10 protein-coding genes and 3 pseudogenes are annotated in these 19,704 nt (G+C 66.6%); 4 read left to right on the top strand and 9 right to left on the bottom strand.

Going from position 1 to position 19,704, the window contains the following annotated elements; genetic code table 11:
- Position 1: 1 nt before the first annotated feature.
- The 4 genes from ACJ8AT_RS17320 to ACJ8AT_RS17305 form a co-directional block, all read right to left on the bottom strand.
- On the bottom strand, positions 2–352 hold the full coding sequence (locus tag ACJ8AT_RS17320; RefSeq protein ID WP_407738848.1) for a hypothetical protein: 351 nt from the start codon (positions 350–352) through the stop codon (positions 2–4).
- 92 nt (positions 353–444) lie between these two features.
- A complete protein-coding gene (locus tag ACJ8AT_RS17315) occupies positions 445–2,247 on the bottom strand; it encodes a family 43 glycosylhydrolase (RefSeq protein ID WP_407738847.1) in 1,803 nt (600 codons plus the stop codon).
- Between the two features lie 97 nt (positions 2,248–2,344).
- The gene (locus ACJ8AT_RS17310) at positions 2,345–3,976 is read right to left on the bottom strand and encodes a mucoidy inhibitor MuiA family protein (RefSeq protein ID WP_407738846.1); all 1,632 of its coding nucleotides are present in this window, start codon (positions 3,974–3,976) and stop codon (positions 2,345–2,347) included.
- A 1-nt stretch (position 3,977) separates the two neighbouring features.
- Positions 3,978–6,221 carry a mucoidy inhibitor MuiA family protein gene (locus ACJ8AT_RS17305; RefSeq protein WP_407738844.1) on the bottom strand — a complete coding sequence of 748 codons (2,244 nt, stop codon included), beginning with the start codon at positions 6,219–6,221 and terminating at the stop codon, positions 3,978–3,980.
- 185 nt (positions 6,222–6,406) lie between these two features.
- Between ACJ8AT_RS17305 and ACJ8AT_RS17300 the strand changes: the two genes are divergently transcribed.
- From ACJ8AT_RS17300 to ACJ8AT_RS17290, 3 genes are read left to right on the top strand one after another with little or no spacing between them, the layout of a single operon-like run.
- On the top strand, positions 6,407–10,093 hold the full coding sequence (locus ACJ8AT_RS17300; RefSeq protein ID WP_407738843.1) for a hypothetical protein: 3,687 nt from the start codon (positions 6,407–6,409) through the stop codon (positions 10,091–10,093).
- Positions 10,090–10,629, top strand: coding sequence for a DUF1318 domain-containing protein (locus ACJ8AT_RS17295; RefSeq protein ID WP_407738842.1), 540 nt, complete (start codon positions 10,090–10,092; stop codon positions 10,627–10,629). Before ACJ8AT_RS17300 ends, ACJ8AT_RS17295 begins: the two co-directional genes overlap by 4 nt.
- Positions 10,623–14,087: a hypothetical protein gene (locus ACJ8AT_RS17290; RefSeq protein WP_407738841.1), complete on the top strand. Its 3,465-nt coding sequence runs from the start codon at positions 10,623–10,625 to the stop codon at positions 14,085–14,087. The genes ACJ8AT_RS17295 and ACJ8AT_RS17290 overlap by 7 nt, the downstream gene beginning before the upstream one ends.
- A 648-nt stretch (positions 14,088–14,735) precedes the next feature.
- Here ACJ8AT_RS17290 and ACJ8AT_RS17285 read toward each other — a convergent pair.
- The 3 genes and pseudogenes from ACJ8AT_RS17285 to ACJ8AT_RS17275 form a co-directional block, all read right to left on the bottom strand.
- A pseudogene (locus ACJ8AT_RS17285) lies at positions 14,736–15,748 on the bottom strand (IS3 family transposase); the annotation flags it as partial.
- Positions 15,645–17,018, bottom strand: coding sequence for an IS110 family transposase (locus ACJ8AT_RS17280; protein WP_407738840.1), 1,374 nt, complete (start codon positions 17,016–17,018; stop codon positions 15,645–15,647). The pseudogene ACJ8AT_RS17285 and the gene ACJ8AT_RS17280, both read right to left, overlap by 104 nt.
- 232 nt (positions 17,019–17,250) lie before the next feature.
- A pseudogene (locus ACJ8AT_RS17275) lies at positions 17,251–17,502 on the bottom strand (transposase); the annotation flags it as partial.
- Between ACJ8AT_RS17275 and ACJ8AT_RS17270 the strand changes: the two are divergent.
- Positions 17,490–17,726, top strand: a pseudogene (locus tag ACJ8AT_RS17270) (helix-turn-helix domain-containing protein); the annotation flags it as partial. The pseudogenes ACJ8AT_RS17275 and ACJ8AT_RS17270 sit on opposite strands and share 13 nt — an antisense overlap.
- 57 nt (positions 17,727–17,783) lie before the next feature.
- On the opposite strand, the gene ACJ8AT_RS17265 reads toward ACJ8AT_RS17270, so the two are convergent.
- Together ACJ8AT_RS17265 and ACJ8AT_RS17260 are read right to left on the bottom strand one after the other, a co-directional pair.
- Positions 17,784–18,140 (bottom strand): type II toxin-antitoxin system PemK/MazF family toxin, encoded by a 357-nt coding sequence (locus tag ACJ8AT_RS17265; protein WP_407738839.1) that lies wholly within the window; start codon positions 18,138–18,140, stop codon positions 17,784–17,786.
- Complete coding sequence (locus ACJ8AT_RS17260; RefSeq protein ID WP_407738919.1) at positions 18,133–19,329, bottom strand: helix-turn-helix domain-containing protein; 1,197 nt, start codon at positions 19,327–19,329, stop codon at positions 18,133–18,135. Before ACJ8AT_RS17260 ends, ACJ8AT_RS17265 begins: the two co-directional genes overlap by 8 nt.
- Positions 19,330–19,704 lie beyond the last annotated feature (375 nt).

Genomic DNA, 19,704 nt, shown 5'->3' with positions numbered 1-19,704 from the left:
CCTAACGGATGGTCAGCGAGAGCGCGTCGCCCTCGTGCACCATGAGGTCCTCATCCGAGCCCAGCACATCATCCGAGCCGATGGTGGCGGCCTGGAAGCGGAGCGGGCCGTGGACGGGGATCAGGTGGTGGGGAACGGTGAAGGTGCGGCTGCTCATCCCCGGCACGAGGCCCAGGCGGATGCGCGTGGTCCCGTTCAGCACGTACAGGTTGAAGTCCACGGGCTTCTCGTTGCGCACCGCCAGCGTCGTCTGAGGGGGCGGAGGGTGCGAGGGATCCTGTGGCGTCTGCACGCTGCTGCAGGAGACCGCGGAGAGGAACAGCAGGAGCGGTAAGAGGTGGACGGCGCGCATGGGATCCCCCGGGAGTGAACAGAGGAGCCACGACAGGGCGGCTCCTCTGCTCCACGATGACACGCCGCTCAAGCGGGGTGGACCCCGAGCGGTCAGTTGTTCAACTCGTAGACATGGACATAGTCGAAATGGGCAGTGAACTCCGGGTGGTCTGAAGCGCGAGCCATCGACACCAGGCCAATCCGGGCGTTGCCCAGCTTGTGAGTCCAGGTGCCGTTCCGGTACCACTGGGTGCCATCGCGGCTGGTGTAGGCCGTATAGGTCTCCCCGCCGTCCACGAAGCGCACGGCGATGCGCAGCCAGGTGTCCTCGCCCGGGGGGCCCGCGACGGTGTTGCCGTAGCGCGGGAAGTCCTGGGGCACGGGGAACTGCTCCTTGGCGAACTCGATCTGCCGCGTGTTCCAGAGCGCGAAGGGCGTGAGCTTGATGAAGTTGTCATCGTCTCCGTAGATGACGAGCCCGGCCTGGGTGTAGTTGAAGCAGCACCCCTGCGCCGGCACGTTCATCCGGACCTTCGTCTCGACGATGTAGTTCTTGCCCTGGGGCGCGGCGGCGGTGAGCACCGAGGCGGTGTTGATCTCCTTGTAGAGGTCTCCCTCCTGGGCGTCGAAGCGCAAGGTCCCCGACTCCAGGCCGTAGGTGGTCGTGGCCGGCGGGCGCACCCAGGTCCACTGGGAGCCCAGCGCGGGGCCCGTGAAGTCGTCCGAGAAGGTGGCCATGAGCGCGCCCGCCTCGTCCGGCTGCTGCTGCGTCATCGTGTAGTGGGCCTTCTGCTTGGGCTGGGCCGCTGGAGCGGGGATGGGCTCGTCCGAGGCCCAGAGCCCGCCGCGCACCGTGGGCCAGCCGTCCACCCAGTCCAGCGGATCCATCAGCACGTGGCGCTTGTCCGAGAAATCCCCCTGCGGCTTGCCCAGGCGGTAGGGATCATTCCTGTCGATGGCGTGGTAGACAATCCAATCCTGGTTGGCGAAGTCGGTGAACACCGAGTTGTGGCCCGGGCCGACCCAGCGGTTGCCGTTCATGCTGATGACGGGCGTGCCGCCGACACGGCCCTGCGTGAGGGGGTTGCCGTCGCGATCCACGTAGGGGCCCATGGGGCTGGTGGAGCGGCCGGCGAAGACGCTGTAGCCGGTGAGCGGACCGTTGCAGCAGTTCGTGGCCGAGCCGAAGAAGTAATAGTAGTTGTCGTGCTTGACGATGTAGGCGCCCTCGTAGATGTCATCCGAGATGATCTCCTTCTGGCTGGCGGCGTCGGTGCTCAAGCCGTCCGCCGAGAGCTTCCGGATGGCGATGCCTCCGAAGTAGCTGCCGAAGTAGAGGTAGCGCTGGCCGTCGTCGCCGGTGACGACGTTGGAGTCGAAGACCCACCGCCGGCGAGTCTCGTTCGGATCATTCACGCAGCAGGGTGGCTTCTGGGGCTCCACCACCGGAGCGGGGGCCTGCGTCCACGGTCCGGCCGGGCTGTCACTGGTGGCCACGCCAATGGCGGACCCGCCCACCTTCGTGTCCGAGGCGGTGTAATAGAGGTAGTACTTCCCGTTGAAGAACTGGATGTCCGGAGCCCAGAACCCCTGGGGCGCCGCGGCCCAGGCCGGCTGCGAATCGAACGCGTCGCCGACATACGCCCAGTCGACCAGGTCCTTCGAGCTGTAGATGGGGAGCAGGTGGAAGACGGGCTTGCCCGCGGCGTCCATCTGGTTGTTGAGCGGGTTGGAGGTGCAGTACAGGTACCAGGCGTCGTCTCCGGGCGTCTGGCTGTGGATGATGGCCGGATCCGGGCAGGTCTCCGCCACGTTCCCATCAGCGAGCTGGAGCTTGAGCGGGTTGGTGTACGTCTTCACTTCCTCCGGCGGCTTCTTGTCGGAGCAGGCCACGCTGGCCAGCAGTACGAACATCGGGAGCAACGAACCAAGGCGAATACAACCTCCGCTTCTGCGCATGCGTGTTTCCCTCTGGGTTGTGACGGTGAGACGGGCCGCGGTGCGGCGGGCCTCAGGCGCTCTGCACGCCGGGGGCCATGGAGACCTTGAAGCGCAGGTGGAGGACCAGGTGCCCGTTGGGGGGGATCTCCGCCTTCCACTTGCAGAACCCGTTGTCATCCAGCTCGGGCGCGCCCGTGGTCTTGTCGGTGTCCAGCTCGACCTTGACGTGCTCGATCTCGGAGACGGGGAGGCGCTCGGTGACGAGCACGGTGCGCGCATCCCCCGAGAGGTTGGAGAGGTAGATCGTCACGTGGGTGGTGGCCTCGTTCCACTTGCTGACGGGGTGCTGCTTGTTGCTCTTCTTCTCCTCGCGCTGGACGCGCAGCGAGTCATCCGGGCCGAAGCTCAGCTCGAACTTCTCCTGCGGCGCCACGAAGAGCGTCTGGGTCCACCCCACGAAGCCGTTGTCCTGTAGCAGCTCCACCGGGCCGGCCAGCAGCGGGCTGGAGGCGGTGTTGCGCGTCACCGCTCGCAGGAACACCTTGGGCTCCAGCTCCGGGAAGGTGACCAGCGCCGCCTCCGCGCCGTCCTCGAAGCTGAAGAGCGGGATGACGTTGGGCCGCCCGTCCGAGGGGAGGGTGCTCTTGCCCGGCGCCTTGAGGTTGCGCGTCTCGCCGCCATCATCCACGCCGGGCAGATCCACGCTGGTGGGCGCGGCGGGACGGCCGCCACCTCCCACCGCGGGAGCGCTGCCCAGGCCTGCCTTCTGCACCTGGACCTGACGGGCCTGGACGACCACGGCCTCGTTCTTCTTCTTCACGGTGAGCAGATCCTGCTGGAGCAGGGGCGGCTCGGTGCCCAGCGAGGAGCGCGCGGTGGAGAATTGCAGCTCCACGTCCTTCCAGTCCTCGCCGGTGTTCTGCCACACGGCGGCCGAGGAGATGAGCTGGACTTTGGTCCTGCCCAGCAGGCGCGCGGTGTGCAGCGGCCGCCAGAGCGCGTTGGGCACCACGTAGTCGATGCGCAGCTCCACCTCGCCCTCGGCGTCGGCGAGCACATCCGCCTCCAGCCAGGACACCAGCTGATGATCCACGCGATCCAGCGCCTGGCGCTGGCGAGTCACCGCGGCGATCTCCTCCGCCAGCCGCTCGGCGGTGAAGGTGGCCTGCAGCGTGGACTCGCGGAGCTGGCGGGCCTTGCGGAACAGCGTCTCGAACGAGTCCTGCCACTGGGCCGCCATCCCCATGCCCCAGCCGGCATCCTCGGGGATCTCGGAGGCGCCCAGGTTCACGAGCTGGTTGATGCGCTCGAAGCGCGCGCGGGCGATGGCTTGATCCTCCAGCACCTGCTGACGCTCGCGCTGCAGCGCCTGGAGCTTCTCCTCGAGCACGCGGGCCGCCTCGGGCTTGTCCGCGGTCCGGATGCGCAGGCCTCGGCGGATGCGGATGTCCGCCACGCGGGCCTTGCCGGACAGGGCCTCGGCGCGCAGCGAGACGTCCTGCAGCACGGGCGCCACGCCGTGGACGACGATGCGGTTCTGCCCGGCGCTCACTCGGACGGTGCCACGGCGGGTGACCTGGGCCCGGTCCTCCAGCAGCGTGACGCTGCGGACGGGAGCCTCCAGCGTGGTGACTCCGGTGGGGAGGGGCGGCTCGTAGCGCTCGACGCCGGTGGGAGAGGTGGATTGGATGGCGGTGCTCATGTCACGCCTCCCGGCGGTTGCCGCCGTTGAGCTCGTTGTTGGCATACAGCTTCACCACGTACTGGGCCGCCAGCTTCTGGGTGGCGTTCGCGGGCACGGTGACGCGCCAGCGGCGCCCGCCCTCGAGCGGGTTGTTGCGCTCCTCCTGCGTGTAGGGCTCCCACGCGGGGGTGATGGCGCCCTCCTCGACGACGACCTCGGCGTCCTGCGCGGGCTGGGGGATGCGCTCGCGGATCTCGCAGACAATCTCCCGGTCCAGGTTGTTGACGAGATCAATGGTGATGTCGTGCCACAGCTCCGTGGTCGCGACGATCTTGGTGCCGCTGCGGGCCTCGCGGTAGCGGGTGTTCCGGGCGCAGCGGATGGCCTGCTCCACGCCGAGGCCCAGCTTGAAGTCCCCGCGCGGGGCCACCGCGGGCAGCGTGGTGGAGAGCACGTACTCGCCGCCGACGTAGACCTCGGCGGGGCCGGCCAGCATGGGCGCGGGCAGGGGGTTCTTCACCTGCGCCTGGCGGTAGACGTTGTTGTCCTCGCGAGGCACCGCCACATAGAGGACGCTGGCCTCGCCGGTGCGCGTGCCCAGGGCCACGGAGTGGAACACCCCATCCGAGGGGACATCCACGGTGGCGTCGGCCGCGTAGCTGAAGTCGAAGTAGCCGCCGATGCTCCGGGCATCGACCGCGCCCGACGGCAGCGGAGCGTGGGCGACGGCGCGAGCGCGATTCTCCGCCTCGGCCACCACGGCCATGACGTCGAACGACACGGTGACCGAGAAGCGCGCCAGGGACTCGATATAGAAGCGCCGCGAGTCCACGGGCTGGAGCCGGTTGCGGTTGCCGGGGTCGGCGGGCGACGAGAGCCTCAGGTGGGTGAACACCACGGCCTCCAGCCCCGCCTGCGAGGGACTCGGGCCGCCGGGGCCGCCACCGCGTGAAGCGGCTCGGCCCGCGGCGGCGAGCGCCTTGGGTGAGGCCGCGCGCATGGGCGCTATGGCTGGCGGTGCCATAGGAGCCGCCGCGGGAGGCGGCGGTGGGGCGCTCTTGATGGCCGCCAGCTCCGCGTACTCCTCCTCTGGAGCAGCCGCTGCCGGCATGGCTTCTTCTTCAGCCGCCATATCCATCATGACGTCGTCGCTGGCCTCCACCGCCATGTCCCGCATCCGCCGCGCCGACTTCTTCCGCTTCTCCTTGGTCTCTTCGCGGAGGACGGGCGCACCGTCGGCAACGAGGCCCTCTTCCAGATCCGCGGGAGCGGGCAGCGCCGGGAACGCGAACGGTGCGGGAGCGGGCAGCATGTTCTGGAGCGTCAGGCGATCCCGATCGTAGTCGGAGAAGAGCGCCCCGGCGCCCTGTGGAGCGGGACGGAAGCCCGCGCGGGCGGGGGACGGAGGCTGCGCGCGGCCGATGCGGATGGAGGGCAGCTCGGGCAGCTCCGTCCAGGTCATGGGCGCGGCGGTGGAGAGCACCAGCTTCACCCCGCGCCAGTCCTCCCCGGAGTACTGGCAGATGAGCGCGCGCATCACCAGCTCCACCTCGCGGCAGTCGCGGGACAGCCGGCACTGGTAGCTGGGAGCCCAGCGGGCGCCGGGGATGAAGTACTCGATGGAGAGCTCCGCCCGCGCGAGCGTGGCGCCACCGTGGCGCAGCTGCACGTGCACGGACTTGTGGAGCTCCGCGGCCGTCACCTCGCGAGCGGTGGAGGCCTGAGCGATCTTCTGCTCCAGCGCGGCCACGTCCTCGTGGAGCTTGCGCAGCTGCTCGCGGAGCTTGCGCGCCTCGGAGATGCGGGACTGCACCCCCTCGTAGGCGAACTGCTCCAGCGCCATGCGGGGCCCGAGCGGGGAGGGCGGAGGCGGCTTGCCCTCCTCGGGCTCCGGGCGCGGCGGGACGGGGATGCCGCCGAGGACGGAGATCTCCCAATCCAGCTGCCGGAGCTGACTCTCCACGGCGCGCGCCTGCTGGCGCAGCGAGCGCAGCGCGGCCTGATCCACGGTCTCCAGCGCGGCCTCTCGAGGAGGGATCCACAGGCCCACGCGCACGTGGGTGGCGGAGAGATCCGCCTGCGGGTTGTCGGTGGATAGCACGCGCACGCGGACGGTGGGATCGAAGAGCGAGAGCGGGAGGCGAGGGATCTCCAGCTCCGTGGGAGGTTTGCCGTCGGGACAATCGAGCCAGAGGCGCCGGGTGACGCGAGCGCCTTGCTGATAGAGGGTCACGGTGTCGATGCGGGATTCCACAACGGGCATGTGCACTCCCGGGAAGCAGTGCGCGGCACGCTAGAATGCGGCTCCGCGCGGGAGCAAGGCGCATCGCGGATCCGCAGGGCTTCCGAGCCCCCCTCGGCTGGCCGGCGCGCTCGAGGAGTGGCGATTGAAACCCGATTCCGCCGCATGGTAGGACGGGGGTGAGCGCTCGCTCCCAACCAAACATCATGGAATCCCCCGGAGCTGGGCGGCCTCGCCGGCGGTTGGCTCGAATCATCTCAGGCGTGCTGCTGGTTCTCGTCGTGACCGTCGCGTTGGTGCTGGTCACGGGGGTGGCCGCCCTGCGCAACCTCGACCACCCCTGGCTGAAACCGCGCATTGTCTCCAGGGTGGAAGCGGCCACGGGCCTGCAACTGGACTACCAGACAGCCCAAGTCGCCGTGCTCTCGGGGCTGCGGCTGGAAGGGCTGGTGGTGCGGACCCCGCCGCCGTTTCAAAGCGTCGCGCCCGAGCTGCTGCGCGTCGGCGCTCTGGAGGTGCAATGGTCGCCCGGCGCTCTGCTGAGCGGGACCCCCCGGGTCGAGCGGGTGGCGGTGCGGGACGTGGCTGTTGCCCTGGTGGCCGACGATGCAGGGCCCACGTCTCTCACGGGATGGATGAGGCCAGAAGCTCCTAAGCCGCCGCCCGTTGAAGCGCCGCTGGGGACCTCCCAGCAGGCCGCTGCCTTCCTGGCCGCCGCGCCTCCCTTCGGGCAGCTCGCGGTGTCGGGCGTGTCGTTGAGCTACGTCCGCGTTCGGAACGGTGCGGTGATCGAGCGCTGGTCCTTGCGTGGGCTCGCCGCCGAGATCGAAGCGAAGCAGCAGGACGATGGATGGAAGATCTTCGCCAAGACAGGCCAGACCGGTACGCCGCTTCCACTGGAGGTGAGCCGTGAAGGCTCGGCCCTTCCTCCGGCCCTGGCCCAGCTGGAGCTGGCCTTCTCGGCGGAGGTAGGGGCGTCGGCCGCTCGCGCGCAGGTGGACCTAGATGTCGCGCGGCAGACCTTCGATCCGCGGTTCACGGTCCGCACACTGCTGCACGGCACGGTCTCGGCGAAGTTCGATGGCGAGAAGCGGCACACCATCCTCGAGCTGGGCCGCACCCAGCTCACCGACAGCGCCGAGGTGCAAGCCCAGGTGGTGCTTCCGGATGCGGCGGAGGTTCCGCCAGTCGTGAGGCGGGCCGTGGCGGATCTGGATCTCGGGCGGCTGCTGCAATGGATCCCCGCCGAGTGGCGGACGTTCTCCATCGAGCGCGGCAAAGTGCATCTGGACGCTCAAGAGGTCACTCTCAGCGCCATGCCGCAGCTGGGAGCCCAAGGTAAACTCGGGCTGGACGTCGAAGTCGCGGCGCTGCAGAGCGTTCAAGGCGACAGCCGGGTGGCACTCGGCGGGGGACGCATGTCCTGGGTGGCGACCCCGAATCCCCAAAGAGGGCTGGACGCTCAACTCGCGTTCGCGCTTCAGGGGCTCGATGTCCGGGGGCCCACCACGCTGCGGGTTCCAAAGGCCTCCGGCGAGCTGAAGGGACAGCAGCTGCGGCCGGACCTCTCATCGCCCCTCAAGGTCGCGGGGGATGCGGCCCTGTCTGGAAGGGTGGAGGCACTGGACGTCCATGCCTCCGGGATGCATGCGACCGCTGAACGTTTGGGATTTCAGCTCCAAGCTCCCTTGGCGGGTGAGCCGCCCTTCGCGCTGAAGGCGGACATGCCCGTGGGGGCGCTCCAGGTGGTCATGGCGGATGGACGCCAGGTGCTGAACGGCCCCGTGCACGTGAAGCTCGACGCTTCGGAGGCGTTCCCTCGGTTGGACGATCCGCGGCTGAGCCGGGCCCGCGCTCGCCTGGAGCTCGACGTGGGCACGATGCACGCGTCGCTGGATGCCACCAAAGGGACCGACGATGTGGCGTACACCCTGTCCATTCAGGCGCCGGACCTCGTGGCTGCTCGGCCCTTCATCTCCGAGCCGGTCGCCGCGCGCATTCCCTGGAAGAACCTGGCCGTGAACCTGTCTTCCACGGGCAAGCTGGCGGCGGTCTTTTCTCCCTCGCCACGGGTGGAGCACCGAACGGAGCTGCACCTGGAGCGGCTGGCGTGGGACGACGTGACGGCCAGCAACATCGCCGTCGTGATGCGGTCGCAAGGAGATGCCTGGAGGCATCAGGGTGAGCTGGACCTTCAGATCGGAGGGCTGCGCGTTGGTGAGAGCGACGCGGGGCCTCAGCACCAGACACTGACGCTGGACCTCGATCGCCGGAAGCCGTCGCTTCGGCTGGGGCTCACCAGTCAGGCGGGGCTGAAGATCGCACTCGATGCCGCAATGGCGTTCGACCGAAAAGCCCGCGCGCTTCGCTGTGATGTGAAGGGCGACCTTCCGCCCCTCGGTGCGCTGTCACCGCTCTGGGCCAAGGCCCAGGTGCCCGCGGAGCTGGATCCCTCGCGGCTCGCGCTGAGCGGCGAGCTGCATGGCACGCTGCTCGGCGTGATCACGGCCATCGCCGCCGACGGGACCCCGACCATGGCCCCCGCCCCTCTGCGCACTGCCAGCTTCGAGGGAAACGCGGTGATGGACGCGCACGGCATCCGCTGGAGACAGGATACCCAGTCGATCAACCTCCCCGCGCTGCATTGGCAGGTCGAGTCGCACGTCGATGGGCCCCGGCGAAGCGTCCACAGCAACCTGACGGTGGAAAAACTCGGCGTGGGCCTGAGTGATCGTCGGCTGTCCTTCGCCGACATGTCCAGCGACACCACCGCCACCTTCACCGAGAAGTGGGCAGCGGACGAGATCGAACTGAAACAACTCTTGAAGGTCCGCTCCCTTGAACAGAAGCCGGCGCTGCCCTATCCGGTTCAGGACCTGGAATGGTCGTTCTCCGCTCGCCGTAAGCCCAATGGCGTCGTTCACATCCCCGACATGCAACTGTCCAATGGGGGGACAAGTACCCAGCTGAAAGTCAAAGGCCGGGTCGATCTCAGCGACAACGGGCGCCGCCTGGCGATCCGGGGTGAGCTGGAGCAGGACTTGTCCAAACTTGCGCAGCCCGGCCTCATCGAGAGCAGCGGCAAGGTCACGGTCGATTTCCGGTTGGCCTCGTCCGACCTGGTGGTCTTCCGAACCCTCTCCAACCTTGTCCTCCAGAACGTGAACGTGCGGCTGCCCAAATCGGGGATGGCGATTGGAGCGCTCGATGGCAACGTGCCGCTGACCGAGGACATGGAGCTCACCGGCGGCCAGGTGCGGCTGATGAGCGACGTCGACGTGAACCCGTACCCGATGCTTCGTTTCGCCGACCAACACCCCTTGCTCTCGCGCAGCGGGTTCATGTCGGTGGGCAGCATCACCACGCCGTTCATCTCCATCGCGCCTCTGGCTGGCAACCTGTCCATCCACCAGAACGTGTTTTCCATGAGCCAGCTGGAGATGGGCGTCCGCGGTGGACGTATCACCGGACAGTGCGTGCTGGACTGGCAAGGAAAGCACTCCAACCTGGAGGCCCACGTGCGGGCCACTGGCGTGCAATCGTCTCGGGGCGAGCCCTTTGACGGCAACGCCGCCGTGGTCATCTCCGGCAACGATCGCAGCGTCAACGGGCGCGCGGAGATCCTGCGCATTGGCAACCGCCACCTGCTCGACTTGCTGGATCTCGAGGATCCGCGCCACACCGATCCCGCCACCAACCGCGTCCGCTACGCGTTGGGAGTGGGTTACCCGGAGCATGTGCGAATGAGCTTCAACCACGGCTTTGGCAGCCTGAGCATCACCATGGGCGGCCTGGCCAAGCTGCTCAGCATCGACGAGATCCGGGGCATCCCCGTGGGCCCCATCGTCGACCGTGTCATCAACTCCATGTCCCTTCCGGAGGACACACCATGAAGCACTGTGGGTTGCTGCTTCTGGCCGCCCTCATCTCCGCCGGGTGCATCCGCGCCCCGGAGATCGTCATGGTCGACCGCGCGACGGCGCTCGAAGAGCAGGCCTCAGGCTCGTTCAAGGATGTGGAACAGCGCCTCGCTCGCGCGGGCATGAGCCCGACGCCGGTGCCGCTCACGCCCAACCAGCTGGAGGAGTTGGGCATGCAACCCACGCCGTTGGTCGAGAACATGGGCAAGACGCAGGCGGACCGCGTCGACGAGCTGCTGCGGCACCACTGCGTGGGCGAAGGGCGGGATGGGCTGCTGGTGGACACCCGGCGCAGCTGCCAGGCCGGACGCTTGTCGGCCAATGACGTCGCCCTGGTGGAACGGGTGAACCGGGCCCGGGTGCTCCTGTGGCAGTGGATGCGGACGGTCCGCCCCACCGTGCCCGAGGAGTCGCTGCGCCGGAGCTGGCAGCAGCTGCACGCGGAGGGCGTGGTCTGCGGCGGCTGGGTTGAATCCAATGACGGCACCTGGGGAGAGAAGAAGTGCTGACGCCCCGTGGCTGGTGCTTCACGGCCCTGGCCGTTCTCTTCGCGGGCGGCGCCTGGGCGCAGGACGATGAGAACGACGGAGGCTTGCGCACGCCCTTACAGCTCACCGTGGGCGTGGGAGATCAATTCCTGGGGCAGTTGGAGCCCGATGGGAACACGCTGATCTTCGTGTCCAACCGCAACATCGCGACCGAGATCTACGTTCAGGATCTAGAAGGGGGCCGCGAGCACCGCCTCTTCGACGAAGGCGCCGACGTGACCTGGCCGCGGGTCAGCCCCGACGGCAAACACCTGCTCTACATTTCGTTCCGAAACCAAGCTGGCGGACAGCTGTGTGTGCGGGAGCTGCCCAGCGCGGAAGGCCGCCGCTGCCTCGAAGAAGAAGCCAACGCGCTGCAGGCGGAATGGATCGATGCCTCGCATGTCGCGCTGGTGAGCCGGGCGACCATCCAGGGAGATCTGCGGCTCTCTCGGGTCGCGGTGGAGCACGAGTTGAGCGTGAGCCCCCTGCTCGAGCGCAACCTGACCAGCCCCACCATCTCACCCAATGGGCGCTGGCTGGTGTACGTCCCGATCGAACGCTCCGAGCAGCAGGTGGGCCCCGGATTCGCCGCGCACGCCTCACCCCATCTGGAGGCACTTCGGCTGGATCGCCCCGGCGCGGCTCCCATACCGCTGGCGCTCGATCTGCCGGGACAGACCGGACAGCCGGTGTTCGCGCCGGATGGGCGCTCGCTGTACGTGGTGCAGTTCTTCACCGACTCCAATGCGGACGGGGTGATCGACGCCAGCGACAGCGGGGTGCTGTTCCGGGTGCCCTTCGCCGCCGAGCGCGAGGACGCACCCGAGCTGGCCGCCGCCTCCAGTCCAGACCAGCTCACCAGTGAAGCCTGGAGCTGCGAGTACCCAGCGCCCGCGGCCGCGTCACTCATCGCGACCTGTTCGCGCGATCGATCTCTGGATGTGTATCAGCTGCCGCTGGATGGCCAGGTTCCCAGCAAGTGGGACGTGGCTCGTCTCAACGAAGAGTTGGGCATGGTCGGCAAGCGCGCGGATGAACTCCTGCTCTATCGCCAGCGCCTGCTGCGCGAAGCCCGGCCCAAACCCCGGCGGCTGCTGATGATGCGCCTGAGCCGGCTCCACCTGGCTTTCGAGGACTTCGATGCGGCGGAGTTCTACGCCCGCCACATGTCCTTGGTGGACGATCCTGCCACCGCGGGGCTGGCGGAGCCGCTGCGGATCCTCATCGAGCACCGGCGCGCCATGAAGGAGCGCGAACGCGGCCGCATGGTGGACGAGCTGAGCGAAGCCGCACGGCAACGCATGGCCGCGCTGGATCCCGCTGCCGCTCCCAGCCCACCCTCCGCCGCCTTTCAGCACGTGGTGCGCAGTGAGCTGGCGGATTCCCTCGGCGACTTCACGCTGGCGCGTCAGGAGCTGGAGGCGGTCCAGGTGACCGAGACCACGCCGCGCGCGGTGCTGGAGGCCTATTACGATCAAGCGGACGCGCTGTACCGCAAGCTCGACGATCGGGAAGCCCTGATCGAAGTCGGCCGCCGGCTCTCCATGAACAAAGTCTTCCATGATGACGACCAGCTCGACTTCGCTCGCGCCGCCGTCCGCGCCCTGTACCGGGGACGCCCTTACGACGAGGCGGATGCCGCCATGGCCCAGGCGCTCGCATCGGCACCCGCTGGCTCGGCCTATGCGTTCGCCTTGGAGCTGGGCCGGCACGTCAACGCTCTGCACGAAGAGCGTCCTCCTCGCCCTGTCCGGGATGCCTTGATCGCGTTCTACCATCAGCAAAAGGATCCCCTTCGCCGGCGCGTACTGGTGCAAGACGCCGTCGAGCGCGCGGCGGGACTCGGCGCCGATGGCGTGCTGGAGGCGTTGGCGACGGTCTATGTCGATGACGCTCCGCCCGGCACAGAGGAGGACCGCCGGGCCGAGCGGTTGTTTCGCCGCGCGATGATGGGCCGCGCCTATCGCCGGTTGGGGAAGCAGCGCCTGGACGACGCCCGTGCCGACTTCGACATCGTGACGCGACGGACGGGCTCGCTGGAGAGCGCTGTCGAATCCATGAGCCTGCGCTTGCGTGCCGGCGTCACCCCCGAGGTGGTGGAGAAGGAAGTCACCACCACCTCCGCGAAGATGGCCAAGCCGCTCGGGCACTTCGTGAAGGCCTACCTCACGGCGCGCCAGTTGCCCAAGCTGGATGAGCGCGCCCACGCCGAGGCGGTGGCGGCAGCCGTGAAGGAGCTGCGCGCATCGTGGCACGAGCTCAAGAATCAGCGCGCGGCGCAAGCCCTCTATGGCGCCATTCAGCACGAGGACTTCCTCCGCAGCCACGATCCCGCCGCCGCCGAGCGCGCCAACCGGCACTACTTGATCGCCCTGGATCTGGTGCGCAACAACGTCCGCTACCGGGCGATGATCCTCGGCGCGTTGGGGGTGCTGCACACCCAGGTGGGCAACTTCCACATCGCCCTGGGCTACCTCGATCAGCGGGACAAGTACCCCTACGTGGACAACGCGTCCGGGCTGGCGGTGTCCCTTGCGCGCGCCCGGGCGCTCTTGCACGTCGGCCGCGAGGAGGAGTCAGCGCACGCGGCGGATCAGGCCTTGGCCATGGTGGATGCCACACCGAAGCTGGCCAAGTTCGCCACCTTGGCCCTGGATCGCGCGGCGCTCTACAACCTCGCCGCGGGCCGCTTCGAGCGTGCGTTGGCGCTCTATGATCGCGAGCTACCCGCCGTGGAAACGGGCACCCGAGACGTAGAGGGACTGCGCAACCGGCTGGTGGTGCGAGTGGCCCGCTGCGCCGCGGAGCTGGGAGCGGGGCAGCCCCAGCGGACATTGCAGGACCTGGACACAGTGGATCGCGACGTGGCCGACCCAGCCGTGCAAGCCACGCTGAGCGGATCTCACGCCACCCCCCAGCACGTTCAGCGCTCCTACCGCATCATCGCCGCGGGGCTGCGCGCCAATGCGGAGGCCCAGCTTGGGCACCTGGATGCCGCCGCGCACGCACTCGAACAGCGGCGCGCGCTGTTCCTGGAGCGGTTCGCTGAGTCGGATCGCGATGAGGATGTCGGCGCGGTGACGCTGGCGGAGATGCGGCTGGCCGAGAATGCCGTGGATCGCCAGGACACGGCACAGGCGGCCCGCTGGTTGGGCCAGGCGATCGCGCACGCCGACACCCTGGTCGATCGCACCCACGCCCCTGTCGATGCCGGTCAGTTGGATGTGCTCTGGTTCGCGGCGCAGTTACACTCGGAGGGGAACACGCAGTTGCCCTTCGATGTCCCCAAGCGTCTGGGCCAGGCGCAACGCTCCCTCATCGACCAGAAGGATCCTTCCTGGCGTGCGTACCGGGCGTGGTTTGAGATCTACCTGGCGCTCGGCGCGAGCCCGCCAGCAGAGGTTCGGGACGCACTGCTGCTGCCCTCACAGCAATAGCCAGCCGGCGGCCTCTGGGCGGGGTGCGAGCCGAGCGGCCTACCTCGGGGCGCTTCGCTTGTGGGAGCTCACCGACTTCCCACTCTTGGTCGTGTACGACTTGACGTGCACGGTCTTGATCCGGTGCGAGCTGGAGTGCCTACCGGCGAAGGCGGGCGAGGCTGCTGTGACGGCTGCTACCACGACTGCCATGAGGAGATTGCGCACGGGTGGCTCCTTGGGATGGATCCAGGCTAGCAGCCTCGGAGTTCAGCCGTCTAATGGGGGAGACCTCCATGAGGCTGTCCCCTGCGCTCCTACGCGCGAGGTAGGCTGCATGGGGAAGACCGCAGAAGTCCCTCCTCCTTCCCAGGCACGCCATGGACAGCCCCTCTCCGCCCGCACTCCACCCCGCGCTGCTGGCTCCAGGCACCCTCATCGGAAGGTGGCGCGTGCAGGCGCGGGCCGGTGGCGGAGCCCATGGCGCTGTCTACCGCGCTGTACCCTGCCAGAATGAGCACGCCTCCCCCGTGGCCCTGAAGATGGCACTGCGTCCGGGGGATCCTCGCTTCGCCCGGGAGGTGGAGCTGCTCTCCCAATGCCACCACCCCAGCATTCCTCGGAGGGTGGAGTTGCCCCGATCTCATGGAGGGTTCAGGGCTTTCGGCCTCAAGCCGCAGCCAAGTACTTCTTTTCGTAGTTGATGGGTGACTGGTAGTCGAGAGCGGAGTGGAGGCGGTGAGGGTTGTACCAGCCCTCGATGAACTCGAAGAGAGCCAGGCGTGCCTCGGAGTGCGAGCGGAAGGAGGTACGTGAGAGCAGCTCGGCTTCGAGCGTGGCGAAGAAGCTCTCGCACATGGCGTTGTCGTAGGCATCGCCCACGCTGCCCATGGAAGGGCGTACTGCGGCCTGCTGGCAGTGAAGCCCGAAGGCCACCGAGGTGTACTGGGTGCCTTGGTCCGAGTGATGGATGACGCTGGTGGGGCGCCGCTGCTTCACAGCCATGTCGAGGGCCTGGAGGACAAGCTCGGTGCGTAGGTGAGGCGCCATGGCCCAGCCCACGATTTTGCGGCTCCACACGTCCAGGACAACGGCCAGGGAGAGGAAACCGGCCCAGGTCGGCACGTAGGTGATGTCGGCCACCCACAGCTTGTCAGGGCCATCGGCAGTGAAGTCGCGCTCGACCAGATCCGGGGCAGGCCGGGCGCGCTCGTCCCGCACCGTGGTGGTGCACCATTTCCTGCGGCTGGCGCCCTGCAGGCCGGATGCGCGCATGAGACGGGCCACGCGCTTGCGGCTCACGTGAAGGCCTTCGGCGGCCAGCTCCGCGTGAACGCGAGGCACGCCATAGGTGCCCTTGGAACGAGCGTGGATGGCCTGGATGCGCTCGCTCAAGGTGGCATCCTGTCGGGCGTGCTCTGAGGGCTGGCGCTCTCTCCACGCGTGGTAGCCGCTCTCGGAGACCTGCAGGACACGGCAGAGGGTGGCTACCGAGTGCTGCTCCTGGTTCGCTCTCACGAATCGGTACGCCGCTTGGATGTCCCCGCGGCCTCCTGAGCGAACCAGGTTGCGGCTTTCCTAAGAAACTCCGCTCGGAGTCTGCTCAGCAGCCACCAGGGCATAGCCCATCTGCTTTGCCCGTCGCTCGAGGTTGTGGACGACCCGCTGCCTGTAACGGTCCTCGTAGTACGAAGCTCCTGGGTCGACGTAGGCGAGCCCGTGACGAAGAGCGTTGTAGAAGAGCACTGCCAGCTTGCGCGCAGTCGCGGTGACCGCCTTGGCCTTGCCTGTCCGCGCTGCCAGCCGCCGGTAGAAGGCACCCAGGGCGGTCTGGGTTCGACCGATGTTCACCGCCGCGATGCGTAGCAAGGACGCCGCCCGGTTGGAGGACCTCCGTGTCTTTGAGCTCAAGAGGCGTCCGCCCGAGATCTTGTTGCCCGGCGCCAAGCTCAGCCACGAAGTGAAGTGCTTGGCGGTGGGCCACTTGCGCATGTCGTCGCCGCATTCGGCGATGAGGCGCAAGACGGTATACGCCCCGAAGCCATGAATCTGGGTGAGGTCGGCTCCGAGCAGGGTGTACATGGCGCTGCGTACATCGAAGTCGGGTTCGTTCCTACCTCGTGCGTGACGCACAGCCGGCATGGGCTTCTCCGGTGTGGCTCGACTCTCGTTGAGCTCTTTGAGGACGGCCTCTACCTCCACGTCACACTCGGCCACCTTGGCTTGATGGAACTCGTACAGCTCCAGGGCCTGGCGAAGCGCGAAGACGTGCTCTGGGCGGTAGTTGCCTGTCAAAGCCTTCTCGATGGTCTCCGTTGACGCCTTGCACCGGCTGTCACGGTGCTGGGCCAGAAGCTTGGGGTCCCTGGCGCCCTTGATAATGGCTCGGATGATCTTCATGCCCGTCACGCCGGTGATGTCCGTCACGACATGGTGCAGTTGGACGTTCATCTGCATGAGGGCCTTCTGCATGTGCTGGATGTGAGAGGCGGCGTACTCGATGAGGCGTTCGCGGTGGCGAAGGTAGGCTCGGAGGCGCACCACTTGGTCGCGAGGACGGAAGCTGCCGCGCAGCAGCCCATGCTCGTGGAGCTGCTGCAGCCACTGGGCGTCGTTGACGTCCGTCTTACGGCCAGGGACATTCTTCACGTCCCGGGCATTCACCAGGAGCACCTCAAGTCCGCGTGCCTCCAAGAGCTCAAAGACCGGTATCCAATAGACGCCCGTGGACTCCATCGCGACCGTGGTGATGCCAAGCTCCTGCAGCCAGTCGCCCAAGGCGTGAAGGTCCCCTGTGAAACTGCCGAACGAGCGGACGGACTCCTCCGCGCGGCCTGGCGGGACTGCCACGACATGGAAGGTAGCCCCGATGTCGATGCCGGCTGCATCCCCGTTCAGGGACGGCAAAGGCCTTCGCTGCGACTTCCCCTTCTGCTTCCGGACCTTCTCCATCGCTCCATCTCCCTCGTGAAGTGCCGAGGGGAGGGATGGCGCCAACAATCACATTCCTAAACGGGATCGCCCAGAGGGCGTCACCACTCGCAAATCCGCAGCCATCCCCGGACCATGTTTTTTAACGGGCTCGTACGTCACCAAAAAGCGGACGGCCGCTCCCCCGGGCGCGCCCACGGTAGGGCACAGGCAGTTTCTGGTGCAACAGATGACCGAGCCGTGCAGGAGGGTTTTTTAGGATGTCACGCTCCTCGCGCAGCACGCGCACTTCGCGTCGCAGCCGCGTCAACTCCTCCTTCTCCTCCGAACTCAGGCTCTCCCTGCGCTCTGGGGCAGCCCGGCCACCCTGGCGCTGCCAGTTGCGGATGCTCTGCTCGGTACAGCCGAACTCCTCGGACAGGCTCTTCAGCGTCCTGCCTGAGTGCAACAGCTCGAGGATTCGTTGGCGGAACTCCGGGTCATACGGCGGACGTGTCTTCGGCATCGGGGACTCCTTTTCCCACAGCGGGAGGGACTCCACGAAACCGGATCAACTCCAGTTTGCTGCTGGGCCCAAGCTTGGCGCCGCCCGTATCCTGTGTGTTAGCCCGGCTACTGACCGTTCGGGAAGCTGCGACGCGGTTGGGAGTGTGCCGGACAACGGTGTACTGGCTATGCGAACAAGGCGATTTGCCTCATGTCCGTATCGCGAATGCAATTCGGGTAACTGAGGAAACCTTAAGAGTGGTTCCGACGAGAGCACATAGAACAAGGACATTAGGTGCATCACGGTGCCCCGACACACACTGCGATAGCGGCCGCCACATCCTCAAGCTGAGCGGCGGTGACAACGCCCATCCTCGACGTGAACCGCCCCAGAGCTACAGACTTCACTTGAAACGCATCGGCACCAGATGGCTTCGAGAGACCGTTGGTCGTGTCAGGCTGAAGCTCGACGAACCACACGAGACTTGCGTAGTTTGGCTTCCAGTCGGTAATCGGGACGACAATCCGGAGAGGAAGACGGCCAACACTGCTGACGCTAACCACCAGCGCCGGCCGCTTCTTCTGTATTTCTGCCCCCTGTGACGGAGAGAAGTCTACCAACCAAATCTCGCCGCGCTTAGGATCAGGGCTAGACATGCAAATCGTGCTCTCCAAAGGCCTCGAATGATGTCAATTCCGCATCGTTCTTGTAGTCCGGTTCAGCGACCAATGCGCCCTGCAGAAGAGTCTCCTCTCTCATCTCCGGTGGCAACTTCCGCAGCGCTCTCACCGACAAACGAGGAGTCGTATTATCCATGGCAGGAGCCTCGCTCGTGCATCCTGGGCATAGTTCCTCCGCGCGGCTAGGCGTAATGACCCCTTCAGCCAACGCGCGAAGCACTAGAAGTTTGAGACGAACCGGCTCCTCTCTGCCAGTAAACTCAACGGGTTCCCTCTCACGCCACCCCTTGGCGCTGAACTGTGCGAATAGGCGATTATGAGTCGGCGCATCAATGATCCCAAGTTCATGCGCACGGTGAGCCCATGACTGCATGCTCAGTCCATACTTCTGCTTCAAGAGCATGAGCTCTTCCATGCTGATGTTTCGACGCTTTTCTCCGAACTCACGTTTAGCAACAGACGCGGGGACGAGGAACGCAGCAGCGAAGCGATGAGCAAGGTTCTCTTCTTCCGTCTCTGACAGGCCGCTGCAATTCATCGCAAGATGCCCGAGTTCATGTGCAAAGTTGTAGCGTCGCCGGTCGATGGAGGGCCGAGCACTACTTACAAGAACTGGAAATTCACCGTTAGCCCAGCCGGACAGACCATCAAAACTTGGCGGTACGTCAGAGGAGCAGACGGCGATGCACCCATTATCTTCAATTGTCTGCGTCACCGACTCAAGAGGCCCATCGCTTAGCTTCCAGTGCTTTCGCATGGCATCCGCAGCTGCCTCGGCGTCCTCTGGAGTAGCTACTTTCCGAGGAGACGGAAAGCGATGCCGCTGCCTAGAGTTCAGCGTCTCCTCAAGCCAGACGTGTCCCTCGACAATCTGCGCGACAGACGCCTGAACTTTTTGTTGGAGGCTCCGCGTCAGGCTCGCGTGCTTACGGAATGCACGCCACTCCACCTGAGCGGTTGGCTCTCGGACGAAGAAGTCCGCACGAACGCCGAGCGTTCTGGCGAGCATGAGTAACGTGCTTGGCCGTGGAAGGCTTTTTCCAGTCTCGTACTTTGACAGTGCCGCCTTGGTCAACGGGTGACCGTTAGCCCCCAAGCGAACCGACACCTCATCTAGGGTCAGACCCGCCGCTGTTCGCGCTTGGCGTAGCCTCGTTCCAATCATCGTCGTTCCTGAAGTTGACAAGATCTGCCTCCTAGCACTACTTCGTCAACGTTGACAAGGTCAGGTCGATTCCCAGTTTTGTCAACGCCCCTATGCTTCTAGCAAGCTGGGGTGACATCGGCGGGTCCCTACAATAGGACAACTACATGACCGCACTTCCCCCTAAGGGAGGCGCTCGCATGCCTGCCTGAGGTGTGCCAAGTAAGGAGACGCACGGGGCTCAAGCCCGAAGCATCTCCCACTTTAGGCCAACAAGCCCTTGATTTTTCTGGGCTTCAGAATGTCGAGGCCCCTGTACGGGGTAACCTAGTTCGGAAACTCTCCTCTCCTTGGCGGGATAAGGACCGAGGAGAAAGCTTCGTCCTCGTACCTGTC

It is taken from the genome of Hyalangium sp. (genome assembly GCF_045802625.1).
GTDB lineage: Bacteria > Myxococcota > Myxococcia > Myxococcales > Myxococcaceae > Hyalangium.
The sequence above is the reverse complement of the archived record's forward strand: the minus strand, read 5'-3'. Positions and strand labels throughout refer to the sequence as shown.